Here is a 15,789-nt window from a genome sequence, read left to right as displayed (position 1 = left end):
TATTACCAGCAGCGGGTTGCGTAAAAGTTGTGTCCACTTTCTTGACTTAGGTACAACACTCGGTGGGGGGCTCGAATAAGGAACAATTTGTTACCTATTTGGCGGGACCCTCGGCGGGGGGCGCATATAAGGAACAATTTGTTACCTATCGGCGGGACACTCGGTGCGATGGGCGAATAAGAAACCATTTGTTACCTATTCGGCGGGATGCCAGTCTGCGGATCGCAGTAGGAGCATTTTGCTCCAACTGGCGGCCCAACGCCGAGGCGCGCTGAGCCCCTCCGATGAGCCCGCGCCCACGAAAAAACGCCGCGGACCGCTCCAGCGAGTGGAGAGGCGCGGCGCTTATGGACGCAACGCGGATTAGGCGTTGATTTTTTCCTTGGCGGTGCCGGCCAGCGTGTTGAACGCGTTGATGTCGTTCACGGCCAGATCGGCGAGGATTTTGCGGTTCACTTCGATGCCGGCCAGCTTCAGGCCATGCATCAGCTTGCTGTAGGACAAGCCGTTTTGACGAGCGGCCGCGTTGATGCGCACGATCCACAGCTTGCGGAAATTGCGCTTCGTTTGGCGACGGTCGCGGTATGCGTACGTCAGGGACTTCAGGACTTGCTCGTTCGCTTTTTTGAAGAGGCGGTGTTTGGCGCCCCAGTAACCTTTAGCCAGCTTCAGGACTCTATTGCGACGGCGGCGCGTTACGAACCCGCCTTTGACTCTTGCCATTTGCGATTACCTCCCGGAATATGTGTACGCTCGCTGCTGCGAGATCGATCGATTACTTCAGGTTAGCCAGTTGCTGTTGCAGACGACGAACGTCGCCTTGCGCCATCAGCGGCTGGGTAGCGAGCACGCGCTTTTGGCGGCCCGATTTGTGGGACAGCAAGTGGTTGCGGTATGCTTTATGACGCTTCACTTTGCCGGTGCCGGTAATCTTGAAGCGGTCCTTCAGGCTGCTATGGGTTTTCATCTTAGGCATCTGTTGTTCCTCCTGTCATCAATGGGTGGCTTTGGGGGCCAGAATCATAATCATGCTGCGGCCCTCCAACTTCGGAATGCGCTCGATGACGCACAGCTCGGCTGCGGTCGCTTCGTTCGCGACGCGCTCCAGGATCTTCTGGCCGATGTTGGAATGGGCGATTTCACGACCGCGGAAACGCACGGAGCATTTCACCTTGTCGCCTTCCTTCAAGAACTTCAGCACGTTGCGCATCTTCGTCTGATAGTCGTGCTCGTCGATGTTCGCGCGGAACCAAACTTCCTTCAGGTCGACGATCTTCTGATTCTTCCGGGCTTCTTTTTCTTTCTTCTGCTGCTCGTAACGGAATTTGCCGTAGTCCATGATGCGACATACCGGCGGCTTCGCCTGCGGCGCTACGTTGACCAGGTCAAGGTTAGCGTCGATGGCCATCTGCATCGCTTCCCGAAACGGCTTGATGCCGATTTGTTCGCCTTCCGGTCCGACAAGCCGAACTTCTTTCGCCCGGATTTCCTCGTTGATTTGATGATCCTTGCTAATAGCGTTCCACCTCCAAAATGGAATAAAGGTCGTTTTTGAAGCCACTTTCCGACAAACAAAAAAATACGGGTCGCAAGAACCCGCATTCCGCTCGCAAACGTTGTATCGGCTACTGGCAAGCGATGCTCACCGACAACCAGTTGACGTAGGCTACGCATGACCAGCCAGCAAGATGCCGAACAGGTGAGAAGCGGGTGCTTCTGCTTACGCGTGCTGATTAAACAGTCACTCAAGCACTATACCACGTCCGCCCAGCGCTGTCAACCGAGCCTTCGCCGAAGTCTTGAAGGCTTCAAGCGCTGTCCGCTCGCAGCATCCAGCCCGCGCCAAGCTTTCGGCTTCGCGCCCCGCCGCCCCCAAGCCCTCAACTTTTCAGCTTCCGCCCCTCCGACAGCCGCACGACCGACGCGTCGATGCGCGAGCGCCGGGTCTCTGCGCGCTTGGCCGACTCGATCCAGGCGACATACTCCTTGCGGCCGGAGTAGGCCAGCCCCTCGTAGAACGCCAGCGCCTCCGGCCGCTCCGCCAGTGCGGCGAGCAGGTCCGCCGGCGTCTCTACCGTACGTTCCTCTGTATCCTTCTCGAGCGCCACCTGCACGGCGTCCCCCGCCCCGGTTACTCCGGCCATTTCGCGAAGCTCGCCGCCCACGACCAGATAATGCGTGCCGTCTCCGTGCGGCCGGAGCGAGCTGCGGAATTCGGCGCCGTTCACGGTTCCCCGCACGCGCACCTGCCCCTTCGCGCCGAACGCCTCCTCGACGTCAAAGGGCACGTTCACGTACGTCCACGTACCGACGCCCGTCGGCCGCACCAGCTTTCCTTCGAATTCGCGCACGCCCGCTCCCCCTTCCCGTTCGCCATCTGTTCTTCGATCATTGTACCCCTCTCGTTCAACAAGTACAAGCCGAATCCCCAAACCGGCCCGGCACGTCAAAACGGCGGCCCCTAAGGACCGCCGCAGCGCGTTTACATTTGCTTGCCTTGCACCTCTTCGAGCCGCAGCACGCGGGTGTGCTCCGTATGGCTCCAGGTTTTGTTGTTCTGCGTGAAGAACGCCCAGAACGTGACCGGCCACCAGGAGAAGAAGAAGATCGGGAACGTGATCAAGCGGAAGTACAGCTTCCAGTTGACCTTCTCGAGCAGCATGGATAGCGGCAGCTGCGCGTAGATGTACAGCGAGATCGGAACGGCGATCCAGGCCGGCGCGACCGAGTAGATCGAGTCGAAGTGCGGCGAGCCCGGCAGCAGCAAGTCGAACCACAGCGTCGCCGTCAGCAGGAAGCCGATCAGGAAGTTATACGCGTTGAAAATATAAATGGCGGCGTCGATCTTCACCCAGCTGCGTTCCTTGATGCCCTGCCACAGCGTGGAGAGCATGTAGCGGCGGGTGATGTCGAAGTGTCCTTGCATCCACCGGAGACGCTGGCGAGCGGAAGCGCGGAACGAGACCGGCTTTTCGTCGTAGACGCGGGCTTCGAAGTTGAACTTCGGCTTGATCCCGCGCTGAATGCAGCGAATCGTGAACTCGAGGTCTTCGACCAGGCTGGTTGCGCCCCAGCCCATTTCCTTCAGCAGCTTCGTCTCGAAGCACATGCCGGTGCCGCCCAGGAAGTTGGACAGACCGAGGTTGTAGCGCGGCAGCTGCCAGAGGCGGTTGCAAAACCAATAGTTGATGCCGTTCGCGGCGCTGACCCACGAATCGTGCGGGTTTTTCGTATCCAGGTAGCCCTGGATGACGCGATGGCCGTTGCACAGATCTTCGTTCATGTACTGCAGGAAGTTCGTCGCGACGAGGTTGTCGGCGTCGAACATGACGATGGCGTCGTACTGCTTCGGACGTTTCCACAGCTCCTTGAGCATCCACTCGATCGCAAAGCCCTTGCCGCGCTGGTGCGGGTTGTTGCGCTCGCAGGCGTATACGCCGGGATAGCGGCGCACGATGTCGGCGGTGCCGTCGGTGCAGTTGTCGCAAATGACGAAGATGTCGAACAATTCGCGCGGATAATCCATCTTGAGCAAGTTTTCCATCAGCGCGCCGACGACGGTCTCTTCGTTGTGAGCGGCCACGAGAAGAGCGAACGATTTGGTCGGCTTGTGCTCAATGCGTTCTTTTTTGCGGTACCACCCGAAAAAGGACAAAATGACCTGGTAGGCACCGATCAGGAAAAAGAACACCTGAACGGCGAGCAAAAAGTTGTTCAACATATGCGGTTTTACCCCCTAGACCCCTATTTTTCATCCAAGCTTTTTTTCTCTCTGTTTGCGGTCATGCGTCCGTCTTCCAGGCGCAGCCATTTTTTCTTAAAAAGTCATATCGCTCATTTTCTTTCGTTTCCAGCGCTTTGTCAAAACGCGATAAAGCGCATTTCCGGCCTTTTCCGCGCAAGAAGCGGATGTCTCGGGAGCAGGGTCTCCCCTCCGGAACGGATATCGCCCGTTGAAAGCGGTATCCCGCCCGTTTGCTCCTTTTCTAAGGCCATGGTCCCGGCAATCGGATTCGTCCGACATTTCTCGCCGATGAAATGTTTTTCATTTCCTTCCACAGGATTCTCATGATACGGCGGAAACGTCCTCGCTCGCTTCGGCGATATCGTCCAAGAGGCGGCCGAACACGCCGTCCCAAGAGCGGGCTTGCGCCTCCTGAAGCGCCCGTTCCGCGATCGCGGCGCGCAGCTCCGGCTTGCGGTATAGCCGGGTCAGCGCATCAGCGAAGGCGGCGGCGTCCGCAGGCGGACAGAGGAGGCCGTTCGCGCCGTCCTGCACGACGTCCGGCAGCGCCCCCGCGTCCGCCGCGATCACAGGCAAGCCGCAAGCCATCGCCTCCAGCGCCACGTTGCCGAACGTCTCCGTCGGCGACGGGAACAGGAGCGCGTCGGACGCGGCCATCCAGCGCTGCAGCTCCCTCTGCGGCACGGAGCCGAGAAAGACGGCGCTCACGCCGAGCTTGGCCGCGAGCGCGCGGATGCCCGCCGTCTGCGGACCGTCCCCCGCGAAGACCAAACGCACGTCCGCGCCGGTTTCCCGGGCGAAGCGGGCGGCGGCTTGGACGGCGACCTCCGTCTGCTTCTCCGGCGCTAGCCGGCCTGCGTAGAGCGCCAAATAGGCGCCCTGCGGAAGGCCGTTCGCGGCGAGCAAGCCCGGTCGGTCCGCCCGCGGGTGGAAGACGGACGTGTCGATGCCGCGGCTCCAGACTTCAAGCCCGCGCCAGCCGTCCCGCCGGCATTCTTCCAGCACCGATCGGGACGGAACGTAGATCCTCCGGCATGGGCGATGAAACCAATGCAAATATCTCCATAAGAGTTTACCCATCCACTGTAGATTGTAAAACGGCAAGTACCGCACGAAATGCGTGTGGTGCGACGCGACGAGCGGTATGCCGTGCTTCAGCGCGAGCCGTCTGCCCGTCATCCCCGTCCCGAACGGCGTCGCCACGTGGATGGCGGTCGGGCGAAAAGCAAGCAGTTTGCGCTCCGCGCCGGGGGATACCGGCATGGCGATCCGGCATTCCGGGTACAGGAAGAACGGCACGCTCGCGAGCCGCTCGGCCACCCCGGGCGCGTCGGCTTCGCCGCGAGGGCGGGCCGGTGCGAACACTTGGCAGGCGATCCCCCGCTGCCGCAGGTAGCCTACCCACCTTTCGAGCGTCTTGGCCACGCCGTTGATCTCGGGCGCATACGTATCGGTGAACAAAGCCAATCGGACTTCTCCCATTTGCGCTTCGCCTCCTCTTACGATCCTCTAAAAGCATCGTAAGGGCCGGAGATTATCGCGGTATCAATGGGGTGTCAAATCCGCCGCTTTACAGAGGGCGGGTACTCCCTTCATACGGCGCTGACAATTGGATCGTACAATGGAAGCAACGATCCGCTGCGGCGGCGAATAAAGGAGAGCGAATGACATGAGCCGATTCTATCGCCTTCTTCATCAAGTAGAGGGCCCTTTGTTCCTGCACGTCAACATCCGTTGGAATCGCGAAGCTTTGAATTGGCTTTTCTATATGCTGTCCCTCTTGGGCGGAGCGACGTTCAGCCTCGCCTTCTCGCTTGCGGCCGGCCTGATCGCGCCGGCGCCGTGGAGCACGGCCGGCTGGCAGGCGCTTGCGGCCGTGGCCGTCAGCCACTTGCCGGTCGCCATGGCCAAGCGCGGCGCGCCGCGCCTGCGCCCGTACCAAGTCTTCGAGCGGGTGAACACGGGACGGCGTCCGCTGAAGGACCCCTCCTTCCCCAGCGGCCATACGACGGCCGCCTTCGCCATGCTGACGCCGTGGATGGCGGCGGAGCCGCTCCTGATTCCGCTGCTCCTGCCGATCGGGATCGGCGTCGCGCTCTCTCGCGTTTATTTCGGCCTCCACTATCCGAGCGACACGGTCGCCGGGGCCATGCTGGGCAGCGGCGCCGCCCTGCTCGTGGCCGTGTGGATTCACTAAAATAACGAGGCGAAGGACGAGTTGGTTGCCGAATGAAGGCAATCTTAAGATATTTTTAAACAACTCCCCCGCACGCAAGTAAACACGGCTTAGCCGTCTTCCGAACGGCGACACGTTTTTATCGGAGGTCATACAGAAATGAATAGAGTAAAACTTTTACATGCTGTATGACCCAAAAAGCCGCGCTCCAAGGGATCGTCCCTGGAAGCGCGGCTTTTGGCGTCTGCCGTCGGTTTAAGCGTCGTCGTCCTCGTCCTGCTCGTCCGAGGAGCCGGGCGGCCGTTCCTTGGCCCCGCCCTTGCGCTCGCTTGCGGCGAACGCCTCGGCGATTTGCCGGCGATGCTCCTGCAGCGCCTTCTCGCCGAGGACCGCCTCGAGACGGTAGATCGGCTGGCCCATGCCGACGAACTTGGTTTCGTACTCGGTCATGACCAGGTCCTCCCGCAGCTCGTCCCGATGCAGATCGAGCGAGATGTTGCGCATCTGCAGCCCGGTGTCCGAGAAGCTGTTCAAGGAAAACTCGAACAAACTGCGCGAATCGGTCTTGAAATGGATCTCGCCGATGTCGCTGAGCAGCTGCTTGTACTTCAGGAGGAAGCGGGGATGGGTGAGCCGGCGCTTGCCGTGCTTGCTCTTCGGCCACGGATCGCTGAAATTCAAATAAATGCGCTCCAGCTCCCCGGGCTCGAACATCTGCTCCAAATACTCGACGTTGCCGCGGACGAGGGCCAGGTTCGGCACGCGATCGTGTCCCTTTTCCGCCCAAGCGGCCCGCGCCTTTTCGCTGCCCCGGCGAAGGAGCTCGTCGAAGATATCCATGCCGATATAATTGATATGCGGCCGGAGCACGCTGTTCTGGCTGATGAACCGGCCCTTGCCCATCCCGAGCTCGATGTGGATCGGATGGTCGTTGCCGAAGAACTCGTGCCACCGCCCCTTCCACTTCTGAGGCTCCAGGATGACCAGCTCCGGCTGCGCCTCCAAACTTTCCCTTATATTTTTTCTCCCGCGCAATCGCATGAGGGGCCTCCCATAATCGATAAAATAGACCTGTGCCGCCATTTATTGTGCCCAATCTCCTTGGGAATGTAAAGAGCGCCGCGCGAAACGTCCGCAAAAAAACCTAATCTGCCGTCAAATAGCTCCGACATAAGAAAAGACCGCGCTCCCGGCGTCGGCCGGCAAAGGCGGTCTGTGAGGGCTGCAAGCGAAATCCGTCAGTTGACGGGCTTCTCTTCGAGCTGATAATGCGAATCGAGCGCTTCGTGCAGCTTTTTCTTCGCCGACACTTCGACGCCGTGGTTGTTGTTGAACTTGATGCCCGCGAGCGCCATCATTTCCTTGACGGTTAGCTCGACCTTCATCGTATCGTCACCTTGCGGAATGCGTACGATCGAACTCATCCTTCTCAACTCGCTTTCTCCCGAAAACGGGCGGTCTTAGGTATATCGATTCCCCAGAGACGGAGCGACTATGAATGCTGCAACAAAATTGGATCCATGTCAGCTATGTTTGCTGTTATGACGCACTTTTAATATAACATATCATGTGAGGTCGCGCAATATGAAACCGCTTTATTTAAAGCCCGTTTTCAACAAAACTTCTTTATCGGTACGGGCCCGGGCGCAAAAACAAATGGATGAATACGCGAATCCGGCGAGCGGCGTTTCTCGCCATGCCGGACATTTTCCGGTACAATGGAAGCATGAATCTGCAAGCAAGGAGCGGCTGATCCCATGCCGATAACCGATACCACCTCGGACCTGCAGCCCCGCCTGTGGAACGACAAGCGGTTCCACACCTGGAACTACGAGATGCGGGAGCAGTTCGGGACCAAAGTGTTCAAAGTCATGCTCGATGCGGGCTTCACCTGCCCGAACCGGGACAATACGATCGCGGCGGGCGGCTGCACGTTCTGCAGCGCGCGGGGCTCCGGCGATTTCGCCGGCAGCCGGCGGAACGATCTCGTCACGCAGTTCAATCAGATCCGCGACCGCCAACATTTGAAATGGCCGGAAGCCAAGTACATCGGCTACTTCCAAGCCTACACCAACACCTACGCCCCGCTGGCGACGCTTCGCGAGTATTATGAAGTGATTCTCCAGCAGCCGGGCGTCGTCGGCTTGTCGATCGCGACGCGGCCCGACTGTTTGCCGGACGACGTCGTCGACTATTTGGCGGAGCTGAATGAGCGCACCTATCTGTGGCTTGAAATGGGCCTGCAGACCGTGCACGAATCCACCTCGAACCTCATCAACCGCGCCCACGATACCGCCTGCTACCTCGATGCGGTCGAACGATTGCGCAAGCGCGGCATCCGCGTTTGCACGCACATCATCCACGGCCTCCCCGGCGAGACGCACGAGATGATGATGGAGACGGTCCGCCAAGTTTCGCGGATGGACGTCCAGGGCATCAAGATCCACCTGCTCCATCTGATGCGCAAGACGCCGATGGTCCGTCAATGGAAGGAAGGGCTCTTGCGCTTCCTCGAGCAGGACGAATATGTCCAGCTCATCGCCGACTCGCTGGAGATGCTGCCGCCGGACATGATCGTGCACCGGCTGACCGGCGACGCGCCGCGCGACCTGCTGATCGGCCCGATGTGGAGTCTGAAGAAGTGGGAAGTGCTGAACGCCATCGACGCCGAACTGGTGCGGCGAAATACGTGGCAGGGCAAACGGTGGGAGGGACGCTGAACCGATGGGCTTCCCTTCCGTTCTGACTATGGCCCAGCGGTGGGTGGCCGAACGGGCCGAGCCCGGCTCGGCCGCGATCGACGCGACCGCCGGGGGCGGGGTGGACACGCTGTTTCTGGCCCGGACCGTCGGGCCGCGCGGCAGCGTGTTCGCCTTCGACGTGCAGCCGGCCGCGCTGGCCCGCACCCGGGAGCGGCTGGACGCCGCCGAAGCGGCCGGACGGGAAGCTGCGTCTAGCGAGCGTGTCCCGCGGCGGACGCTGGCGACCGTCACGCTCCTCCGCGCGGGGCACGAGCGGATGGCCGCGGAACTGCCAGAGGAGCTGCGCGGGCGCGTACGCGCCGTCATGTTCAACCTGGGCTACCTCCCCGGCGGCGAAGAGGCGGACGACTCGAATGGCCGACCCCCGGTCATCACCCGGCCGGATACGACGCTGCCGGCGCTGGATGCCGCTCTCTCGCTGCTCGCGCCGGGCGGGGCATTGACGATTGTCGTCTATCCCGGGCACGCGGGCGGCTCCGACGAAGCGTCCGCAGTGGACCGCTGGGCGGCCGGCTTACCCGCGGACGCGGCCCAAGCAGTGCTGTACCGCATGCCGCAAAAGCCGGCCGCCCCGTATTTGTATGCCATCGAAAAAAAGAGATAGGAGTGGATCGCGTTGACCGTACGCAAGATTGAACATGTTGGCGTTATGGTAAGCAGCATCGAAGCCTCCGTCGCGTTTTACGAGCGCGTCGCCGGGCTGAAGCATCTGGAGACGGCGCCGCACACGAACGGCGTCATCCGGCTCGCCTTTCTGACGTTTCCGGGCTCGTCCGAGACGGAGCTGGAGCTGATCGAAGGATATACCGGCGCGCTGGCGCCTGAAGGCCGGGTGCACCACGTCGCCTTCAACGTCGACGACATCGAGGCGGAATACGCCCGCGTCGGCTCGCTCGGCGTTGCGGGCCTGGACGCCGAGATCACAACGCTGCCGAACGGCAGCCGCTATTTCTTTTTCCATGGCCCCGACGGAGAGTCGCTTGAATTTTTTCAATCCACCCGAGGAGGAACTGCCCAATGAGCCAAGCTGTCAAACCTTATCCCCTTCACTTCAAACCGGAATTCAAAGAACGCGTATGGGGCGGCCGCGCCCTCGAGCAGTTCGGCTACGACGTGCCGCCCGGCCATATCGGCGAAGGCTGGATGATCGCCGACCATCCGAACGGCGTCTCCCACGTCCTGAACGGCGAGCTGGCCGGCCAAGGACTGGACGCGATCCGCGAACGGTTCGGCGCCTCCTGGCTTGGCGAGAAGGCCCAATCCGGCAACGGCCGCTTCCCGCTGCTCATCAAGCTGCTGGACTGCAACGATGACCTCTCCGTGCAGGTGCACCCGAACGACCACTACGCCGGCCTGCCGAAAGGCGAGCTGGGCAAGACCGAAATGTGGTACGTCATGGACGCGAAGCCGGACGCCAAAATCATCTACGGCCTTCAGCCGGGCGTTGACCGGGCGTCCATGGCCCAGGCGATCGAGGAAGGCCGTATCATGGATACGCTCCAGGTGGTGTCCGTCAAAGCGGGCGATACGTTCTACATACCGGCCGGCACCGTGCACGCGCTCTGCGCGGGCGTCCTGGTCGCCGAGATCCAGCAGAACTCGGACACGACCTACCGGCTTTACGACTACGACCGGCCGGGCCTGGACGGCAAGCCGCGCGAGCTGCACATCGAAGACTCGCTCAACGTGACCGACTACACGGGCGCGGGCGCGAGCCGCATGTCCACCGCGGGCACGCCTGCCGGGACTTGGCTAACGCTCGCGGAGTCTCCGTACTTCGTGACGGACAAAGGCGTCGTCCGAGGCGCATGGCCGCAGGAGACGCCGGCCGACAGCTTCGTCGTGCTCATCGTCGCCGAAGGCGCCGGCTCGATCGGCTGGGCAGACGGACGGCTTGACGCCAAGGCGGGCGATTGCTTCCTGCTGCCGGCGCCGCTCGGCGCCTACACGCTCGACGGCGAAATGACCGTCCTGCGCAGCCGTCTGCCCTGAGACGGCCTCGCTTTCGAGCCTATGCGGCTCTGCAAGGCCCATCATTCGCACCTGCGCGAAAGGGAGTTTGCCGGCTATGCTTAGACAAATGCTGATCCTGTCCGGTCTTGGAATCGCCATGTGGGCGATCGCAATGTTATTCTTCATGCTGTTCGGCGACTGGGTGCTCGTGTCGGTCGGCGAGCCGCAATTCGGGGCTTCCCTCTTCCTGCTCGAGGCGCTCACCGTCCTCGTGCTGATCGGGGCCGCGCTCGTCGTGCGCCTGAAGCTCTTCCCCGCCGCCGGTTCCGCGACGCGCTTCGGCTATGTGGGCACGCTGCTCGGCCTCGCGCTCGATACGTTCGTCGTCTGGTACCGGGAACGGGTGTTCCCCGACTTCGACGAAGGCCAGCACCATGCCTTCACGATCTGGATGACGCTCGCCTACGTTTTCGTCTTGCTCGTCCCTTTGATCGTGGACCGCCTGGTACGGACCAAACGCGAGCCCGCGCCGCCCGAACACGAAGCGGAGGAAGCCGAATCCGTCGACCCCCTCGTCTGATCGGGACGACGGCGGCCGACTCCCGCCCCCACCGACGAATCCAAGCGAGGAGCGCGATCCCATGCCGATGAGCCCGTCCACCGAACAACACCGCCGCGAGGCGCCGTCCTCGGTCGCCTGTCTTGTCGTCACCGTCTCCGATACGCGCACGGCCGAGACGGACAAGAGCGGGCAGCTGGCCCGCGAGCTGCTCGAGGGCGGCGGACATACCGTCGTCGGGAACGTCATCGTGCCCGACGAATACGAACGCATCCGCGCCCTGCTGCGGGAAGCGGCGGCCGACCCGGCCGTCGAGGCCGTGCTGCTGAACGGCGGAACGGGCATCGCGGGTCGCGATACGACCTGCGAAGCGGTCCAAAGCCTGCTGACGAAGGAAATGCCGGGTTTCGGCGAGATTTTTCGCATGCTGAGCTATACGGAGGACATCGGCTCCGCCGCCATACTCTCCCGCGCGGTCGCGGGTGCAATCGGGGGGACCGCAGTGTTTTCCATGCCCGGCTCGACGGGCGCCGTGCGGCTCGCGATGACGCGGCTCGTCGTGCCCGAGCTGGGACACGTCATGAGAGAACTCCGCAAGGATGCGCCGCGAAACGGAGCTGGAAGCTAGACTAGACTGACGGCCGGCTCATCCGGCCCCGATCCGAAGACGGAAGGGAGACGAAGAAGGTGAATGAACGCCGGCTGGACATCTGCCCCCGCTTCGAGCAGGCGCTGGAGCTGCTGGGCAAGCGCTGGATTGCGCTGATCCTCTTTTGCCTGCTGAACGGGCCGCGGCGCTTCGGCGAGATCGAAGCGCTCGTGACCAATCTAAGCGGCAAAGTGCTGGCGGATCGGCTGAAGGAGCTCGAAGCCGAAGGCCTCGTCGCCCGCGACGTCTATCCCGAGACACCGGTCCGTATCGAATATTCGCTAACGGACAAGGGCAAAGCCCTGGCGCCGATCTTCGAAGAGATCGCCAAATGGTCGTCGGCCTGGATCGAGCCGAAGACCGACACGGAGTGCTGACCGCCTTCCTGTCTTCCCGATCCCAAAGCCCCCTGCCGCGCGTTTCCGTAGGGGGCTTTGTTGGCGATTAGCCTGACCTAGGCGCGAAAAAAAACACCGTCCCGGGTCAAGATGACCGAAGGGGACGGTGCTTTTCGGTTTGTACAAGCGGGGACTCGCGCCCAGCTGCCTTAAGCGGCTTGCTTGGCTTGGTCTTCCGGCGCCTTGGTGCGGCGGATGAACAGCCCGATGACAAGCGCTACGATCGCGATCACAAGACCGATCCAGAACGAGTTATGCAGGCCGGCAACCATGCCTTGCACCGACTCCGCCGGCGATGGTGCTGCCGGATTGGCGGCATTGTTCTTCAGGTAGTCCTTTGTACCGGACGACATGATGCTGATGAACAGCGCCGCGCCGATCGCGCCGGACACCTGGGTCAGCGTATTCAGGATCGCCGTGCCATGCGGGTACAGCTGGGGCGGCAGCTGGTTCAAGCCCGTCGTCTGCGCCGGCATCATCACCATGGAGATACCGACGAGCATCACGATATGGACGAAGATCACGTAGCCGCCCGAGCTGTCCGACTGGAGCTGCGTGAACAGCCAGAGGGCGGCAACGACGATGACCAGACCCGGGATGACGAGAACGCGCGGCCCGAACTTGTCGAACAGCTTGCCGGAGATTGGCGCCATGATGCCGTTCACGATGCCGCCGGGCAGCATGGTGAGGCCCGATTTGAAGGCCGTCATGAGCAGCGCGCCCTGCAGGAACAGCGGAAGCAGCGTCAGCGTGGAGAACAGCGTCATCATGAGCACGAACAGCAGCACGACGACGAGCGAGAACATCGGGTACTTGAAGGCGCGCAGGTCCATGATCGGATCCTTCAGCACCAGTTGGCGCCAGATGAACAGCAGCAGCGCGACGGCGCCGACGGCGATCATGCCGTATACTTCCGGCTCGCCCCAGCCGAGCTCGCCGGCTTTACTGAAGCCGTAAACGACGCCGCCGAAGCCGATCGTCGACAGCAGGATGGACAGGATGTCCACCTTTGGCTTGGTCGGGACGGTGACGTTGCGCAGGTAGATGGCGCAAATTACAATGGCGATCGCCGCGAACGGAATGACGAGCAGGAACAGCCAGCGCCAGGACAGCGAGTCCATGATGAGGCCCGACACCGTCGGCCCGATCGCGGGCGCGAACATGATGACGAGGCCGATCAGACCCATCGCGCCGCCCCGCTTCTCCGGCGGGAAGATGACGAGGATCGTGTTCATCATGACGGGCAGCATGAGGCCCGTGCCCATTGCTTGAACGATCCGGCCGGTCAGCAGCACGCCGAACTCGGGCGCGGCGGCCGAAATGACGGTCCCCGCGAAGAACAGCCCCATGGCCGCCAGGAACATCTGCCGCGTGGTGAACCATTGCTGCAGCATGGCGGTGACCGGGACGAGCACCCCGATGACGAGCATATAGGCCGTCGTGAGCCATTGGATCGTGGAATACGGAACCTCGAACGCCTTGACGAGATCCGGCAGCGCGTTGCCGAGCAGCGTCTCGTTCAGGATCGCGACGAAAGCCCCGATTATGAGCGCGAAGACGATCGGTCCGCGCTTGATCTTGCTCAGATCGATCGACGGCGCGCCTGCATTCGAACTTGCAGCATTCATGTTTTTCTCTCCTACCCTTCTCTCTCTTTGTCTACACTTGTATGGTTATTTCAACAAATGTATAGTTTACACTATACACGATTCCCCCGCGTGAGCGTCAAGAATCAAATTGAATCGGACTGTAAGTTAATCTACATCGGAGGTTCAAATGTATACGAAAGAAACGGCGTCAAAAGCGGACCTGCGCGTGAAGCGCACGCGCAAGCTGCTGTCGGAATCGCTGATGGACTTGCTGGCGGAACGGCCGTTCAACTCGATCACCGTGAACGAGATCTGCGCGCGCGCGATGGTCCATCGCACGACGTTCTACAAGCATTTCGAAGACAAAATCCAATTGCTGGCATACGGCTGCCTGGAAATGAGCAAACAGTACGCCGAACTAAGCGTCGAGGATCGCATCCGCCGCCCGCACCAGATGATCCAGAAGCTCGGGCATCTCCAGCAATATCGCGGTCTGATCCAAGCCGTTAACGACAATGCCGCCCTCAAGTCCGTCCTCCAGCACCAGGGGGCCGAGATGCTCAAAACCGACCTGCTGGAACTGCAGAAAGAGGGACGCCCGTTCGCCGTTCCGATCGAAATCATCGCGGAGTTTTACTCCGCCTCGGTCACCGGACTCGGCGGCTGGTGGATTTTGAACGATATGCCCGTTTCCGCCGAGCAGATGGATGAATACTTGGCCCGATTGATCCATCCGGAAATCTTCTTTCCCGGAAAGGCGGCCGACTGCCGGTCCGGGGAATAACCGCCAACCGTCCTCATCCGCCATGCGACTCCCCGTCTACGACAAGAAGCTTCCCGGCCGCGGCGATGGCGGACCGGGAAGCTTCTTCGTTTGACGGGCTGGCAAGAAGGCCACTCCCGTCCATCAGCTCCGCAGAATATCCTCGATGCGCTGCAGCTCCGATTCCGAAAAGTCGAGACGGTTCACGGTCGCCACGTTGTCGTCGATCTGGCTGACCTTGCTCGCCCCGATCAGAACGGACGTCACGCGGCCGCCGCGAAGCACCCAGGCCAGCGCCATTTGCGCAAGCGATTGGCCGCGCTCCTGCGCGAGCTCGTTCAGTTGGCGGACCTTGGCGATCCGCTCGGGCGTGATGCTGCTCTCGCTCAGGAAGACCGAAGCGCCCGCCGCGCGGGAGTCCTGCGGGATGCCGCCGAGATACTTGTTCGTCAGCAGGCCTTGCTCCAGCGGGGAGAAGGCGATGGAGCCGACGCCGTGCTCCTCGAGCACGTCCAGCAGGCCGTCTTCGACCCAGCGATCGAACATGCTGTAGCGCGGCTGATGGATGAGGAGCGGCGTGCCCAACTCCTTCAAAATCCGGATCGCCTGCTCGGCCTGCTCAGCCCGGTAGTTCGAAATGCCGACGTACAGCGCCTTGCCGGAGCGGACGATATGGTCGAGCGCCATCATCGTCTCTTCAAGCGGCGTGTCCGGGTCGGGACGGTGATGGTAGAAAATATCCACGTAGTCGAGCCCCATGCGCTTCAGACTCTGGTCGAGGCTGGAGACGAGGTATTTGCGGGAGCCCCATTCGCCGTACGGTCCTTCCCACATGTAGTAGCCGGCCTTGGTGGAGACGACGAGCTCGTCGCGGTACGCCTTGAAGTCGTCCGCGAGTAGGCGCCCGAAGTTCAGCTCCGCCGAACCCGGCGTCGGTCCGTAGTTGTTCGCGAGGTCGAAGTGCGTGATGCCGAGGTCGAAGGCGCGGCGCGCGATGGCGCGGCCGTTTTCGTACGGGTCGACGCTGCCGAAGTTGTGCCAGAGGCCGAGCGAGATGGCCGGCAGCTTCAAGCCGCTGCGGCCGGTACGGTTGTACTTCATCGTCTGATAGCGTTGATCGTTCGCCAGATAGGTCAAAGCATTCAGTCTCCTTTGTCCGGTATTCTCCATCCCTGGTTCGATAAAGCGAAGTCCT

The 15,789-nt window shown here is 61.5% G+C and carries 20 protein-coding genes; 10 read left to right on the top strand and 10 right to left on the bottom strand.

Going from position 1 to position 15,789, the window contains the following annotated elements; all coding sequences use genetic code 11:
- Positions 1-363: 363 nt before the first annotated feature.
- The 6 genes from rplT to LKX83_RS21190 form a co-directional block, all read right to left on the bottom strand.
- Entirely contained in the window at positions 364-723 is a 360-nt protein-coding gene (rplT, locus tag LKX83_RS21215) for a 50S ribosomal protein L20 (protein WP_227884613.1), read from the bottom strand.
- A 52-nt stretch (positions 724-775) separates the two neighbouring features.
- Positions 776-976 carry a 50S ribosomal protein L35 gene (rpmI, locus tag LKX83_RS21210; protein ID WP_185141254.1) on the bottom strand — a complete coding sequence of 67 codons (201 nt, stop codon included), beginning with the start codon at positions 974-976 and terminating at the stop codon, positions 776-778.
- A gap of 18 nt (positions 977-994) precedes the next feature.
- Entirely contained in the window at positions 995-1,498 is a 504-nt protein-coding gene (gene infC, locus LKX83_RS21205; protein ID WP_227884633.1) for a translation initiation factor IF-3, read from the bottom strand.
- Between the two features lie 382 nt (positions 1,499-1,880).
- A complete protein-coding gene (locus LKX83_RS21200; RefSeq protein WP_227884611.1) occupies positions 1,881-2,351 on the bottom strand; it encodes a YdeI/OmpD-associated family protein in 471 nt (156 codons plus the stop codon).
- Between the two features lie 131 nt (positions 2,352-2,482).
- Complete coding sequence (locus tag LKX83_RS21195; RefSeq protein ID WP_227884610.1) at positions 2,483-3,721, bottom strand: glycosyltransferase family 2 protein; 1,239 nt, start codon at positions 3,719-3,721, stop codon at positions 2,483-2,485.
- A 345-nt stretch (positions 3,722-4,066) separates the two neighbouring features.
- Complete coding sequence (locus tag LKX83_RS21190; protein ID WP_227884607.1) at positions 4,067-5,227, bottom strand: glycosyltransferase family 4 protein; 1,161 nt, start codon at positions 5,225-5,227, stop codon at positions 4,067-4,069.
- Between the two features lie 187 nt (positions 5,228-5,414).
- Here LKX83_RS21190 and LKX83_RS21185 point away from each other — a divergent pair, with 187 nt between their 5' ends.
- Positions 5,415-5,942, top strand: a complete 528-nt coding sequence (locus LKX83_RS21185) for a phosphatase PAP2 family protein (RefSeq protein WP_227884606.1) — start codon at positions 5,415-5,417, stop codon at positions 5,940-5,942.
- A 234-nt stretch (positions 5,943-6,176) separates the two neighbouring features.
- Here the strand turns inward: LKX83_RS21185 and trmB are convergent, their stop codons facing one another.
- Both trmB and LKX83_RS21175 read right to left on the bottom strand, forming a co-directional pair.
- On the bottom strand, positions 6,177-6,962 hold the full coding sequence (gene trmB / locus LKX83_RS21180; protein ID WP_227884605.1) for a tRNA (guanosine(46)-N7)-methyltransferase TrmB: 786 nt from the start codon (positions 6,960-6,962) through the stop codon (positions 6,177-6,179).
- A 197-nt stretch (positions 6,963-7,159) separates the two neighbouring features.
- On the bottom strand, positions 7,160-7,345 hold the full coding sequence (locus LKX83_RS21175; RefSeq protein WP_227884631.1) for a hypothetical protein: 186 nt from the start codon (positions 7,343-7,345) through the stop codon (positions 7,160-7,162).
- A gap of 160 nt (positions 7,346-7,505) precedes the next feature.
- On the opposite strand from LKX83_RS21175, the gene LKX83_RS21170 reads away from it, so the two are divergent.
- The 8 genes from LKX83_RS21170 (at position 7,506) to LKX83_RS21135 (ending at position 12,221) form a co-directional block, all read left to right on the top strand.
- The gene (locus tag LKX83_RS21170) at positions 7,506-7,688 is read left to right on the top strand and encodes a hypothetical protein (protein WP_227884601.1); all 183 of its coding nucleotides are present in this window, start codon (positions 7,506-7,508) and stop codon (positions 7,686-7,688) included.
- Complete coding sequence (gene mnmL, locus LKX83_RS21165; protein WP_227884600.1) at positions 7,679-8,641, top strand: tRNA modification radical SAM protein MnmL/YtqA; 963 nt, start codon at positions 7,679-7,681, stop codon at positions 8,639-8,641. Before LKX83_RS21170 ends, mnmL begins: the two co-directional genes overlap by 10 nt.
- Positions 8,642-8,645: 4 nt before the next feature.
- Positions 8,646-9,287: a tRNA 5-(aminomethyl)-2-thiouridylate-methyltransferase MnmM gene (mnmM, locus tag LKX83_RS21160; protein WP_227884599.1), complete on the top strand. Its 642-nt coding sequence runs from the start codon at positions 8,646-8,648 to the stop codon at positions 9,285-9,287.
- A gap of 12 nt (positions 9,288-9,299) precedes the next feature.
- Positions 9,300-9,704: a VOC family protein gene (locus LKX83_RS21155; RefSeq protein WP_227884597.1), complete on the top strand. Its 405-nt coding sequence runs from the start codon at positions 9,300-9,302 to the stop codon at positions 9,702-9,704.
- Positions 9,701-10,675, top strand: a complete 975-nt coding sequence (locus LKX83_RS21150) for a type I phosphomannose isomerase catalytic subunit (RefSeq protein ID WP_227884595.1) — start codon at positions 9,701-9,703, stop codon at positions 10,673-10,675. The genes LKX83_RS21155 and LKX83_RS21150 overlap by 4 nt, the downstream gene beginning before the upstream one ends.
- Positions 10,676-10,751: 76 nt before the next feature.
- Positions 10,752-11,216, top strand: a complete 465-nt coding sequence (locus LKX83_RS21145; RefSeq protein WP_227884593.1) for a DUF5367 family protein — start codon at positions 10,752-10,754, stop codon at positions 11,214-11,216.
- A gap of 67 nt (positions 11,217-11,283) precedes the next feature.
- Positions 11,284-11,823 carry a MogA/MoaB family molybdenum cofactor biosynthesis protein gene (locus LKX83_RS21140; RefSeq protein WP_227884629.1) on the top strand — a complete coding sequence of 180 codons (540 nt, stop codon included), beginning with the start codon at positions 11,284-11,286 and terminating at the stop codon, positions 11,821-11,823.
- Positions 11,824-11,882: 59 nt separating this feature from the next.
- Complete coding sequence (locus LKX83_RS21135) at positions 11,883-12,221, top strand: winged helix-turn-helix transcriptional regulator (protein ID WP_227884591.1); 339 nt, start codon at positions 11,883-11,885, stop codon at positions 12,219-12,221.
- Positions 12,222-12,391: 170 nt separating this feature from the next.
- Here the strand turns inward: LKX83_RS21135 and LKX83_RS21130 are convergent, their stop codons facing one another.
- Entirely contained in the window at positions 12,392-13,870 is a 1,479-nt protein-coding gene (locus tag LKX83_RS21130) for a DHA2 family efflux MFS transporter permease subunit (RefSeq protein ID WP_227884589.1), read from the bottom strand.
- Positions 13,871-14,018: 148 nt separating this feature from the next.
- Between LKX83_RS21130 and LKX83_RS21125 the strand changes: the two genes are divergently transcribed.
- A complete protein-coding gene (locus LKX83_RS21125; protein WP_227884588.1) occupies positions 14,019-14,615 on the top strand; it encodes a TetR/AcrR family transcriptional regulator in 597 nt (198 codons plus the stop codon).
- A 123-nt stretch (positions 14,616-14,738) separates the two neighbouring features.
- On the opposite strand, the gene mgrA is transcribed toward LKX83_RS21125, so the two are convergent.
- Positions 14,739-15,731 (bottom strand): L-glyceraldehyde 3-phosphate reductase, encoded by a 993-nt coding sequence (gene mgrA, locus LKX83_RS21120; RefSeq protein ID WP_227884586.1) that lies wholly within the window; start codon positions 15,729-15,731, stop codon positions 14,739-14,741.
- Between the last annotated feature and the right edge of the window lie 58 nt (positions 15,732-15,789).

This window comes from Cohnella baijiui, assembly GCF_020731285.1.
In the GTDB taxonomy this organism is placed as follows: Bacteria; Bacillota; Bacilli; order Paenibacillales; family Paenibacillaceae; genus Cohnella.
The sequence above is the reverse complement of the archived record's forward strand: the minus strand, read 5'-3'. Positions and strand labels throughout refer to the sequence as shown.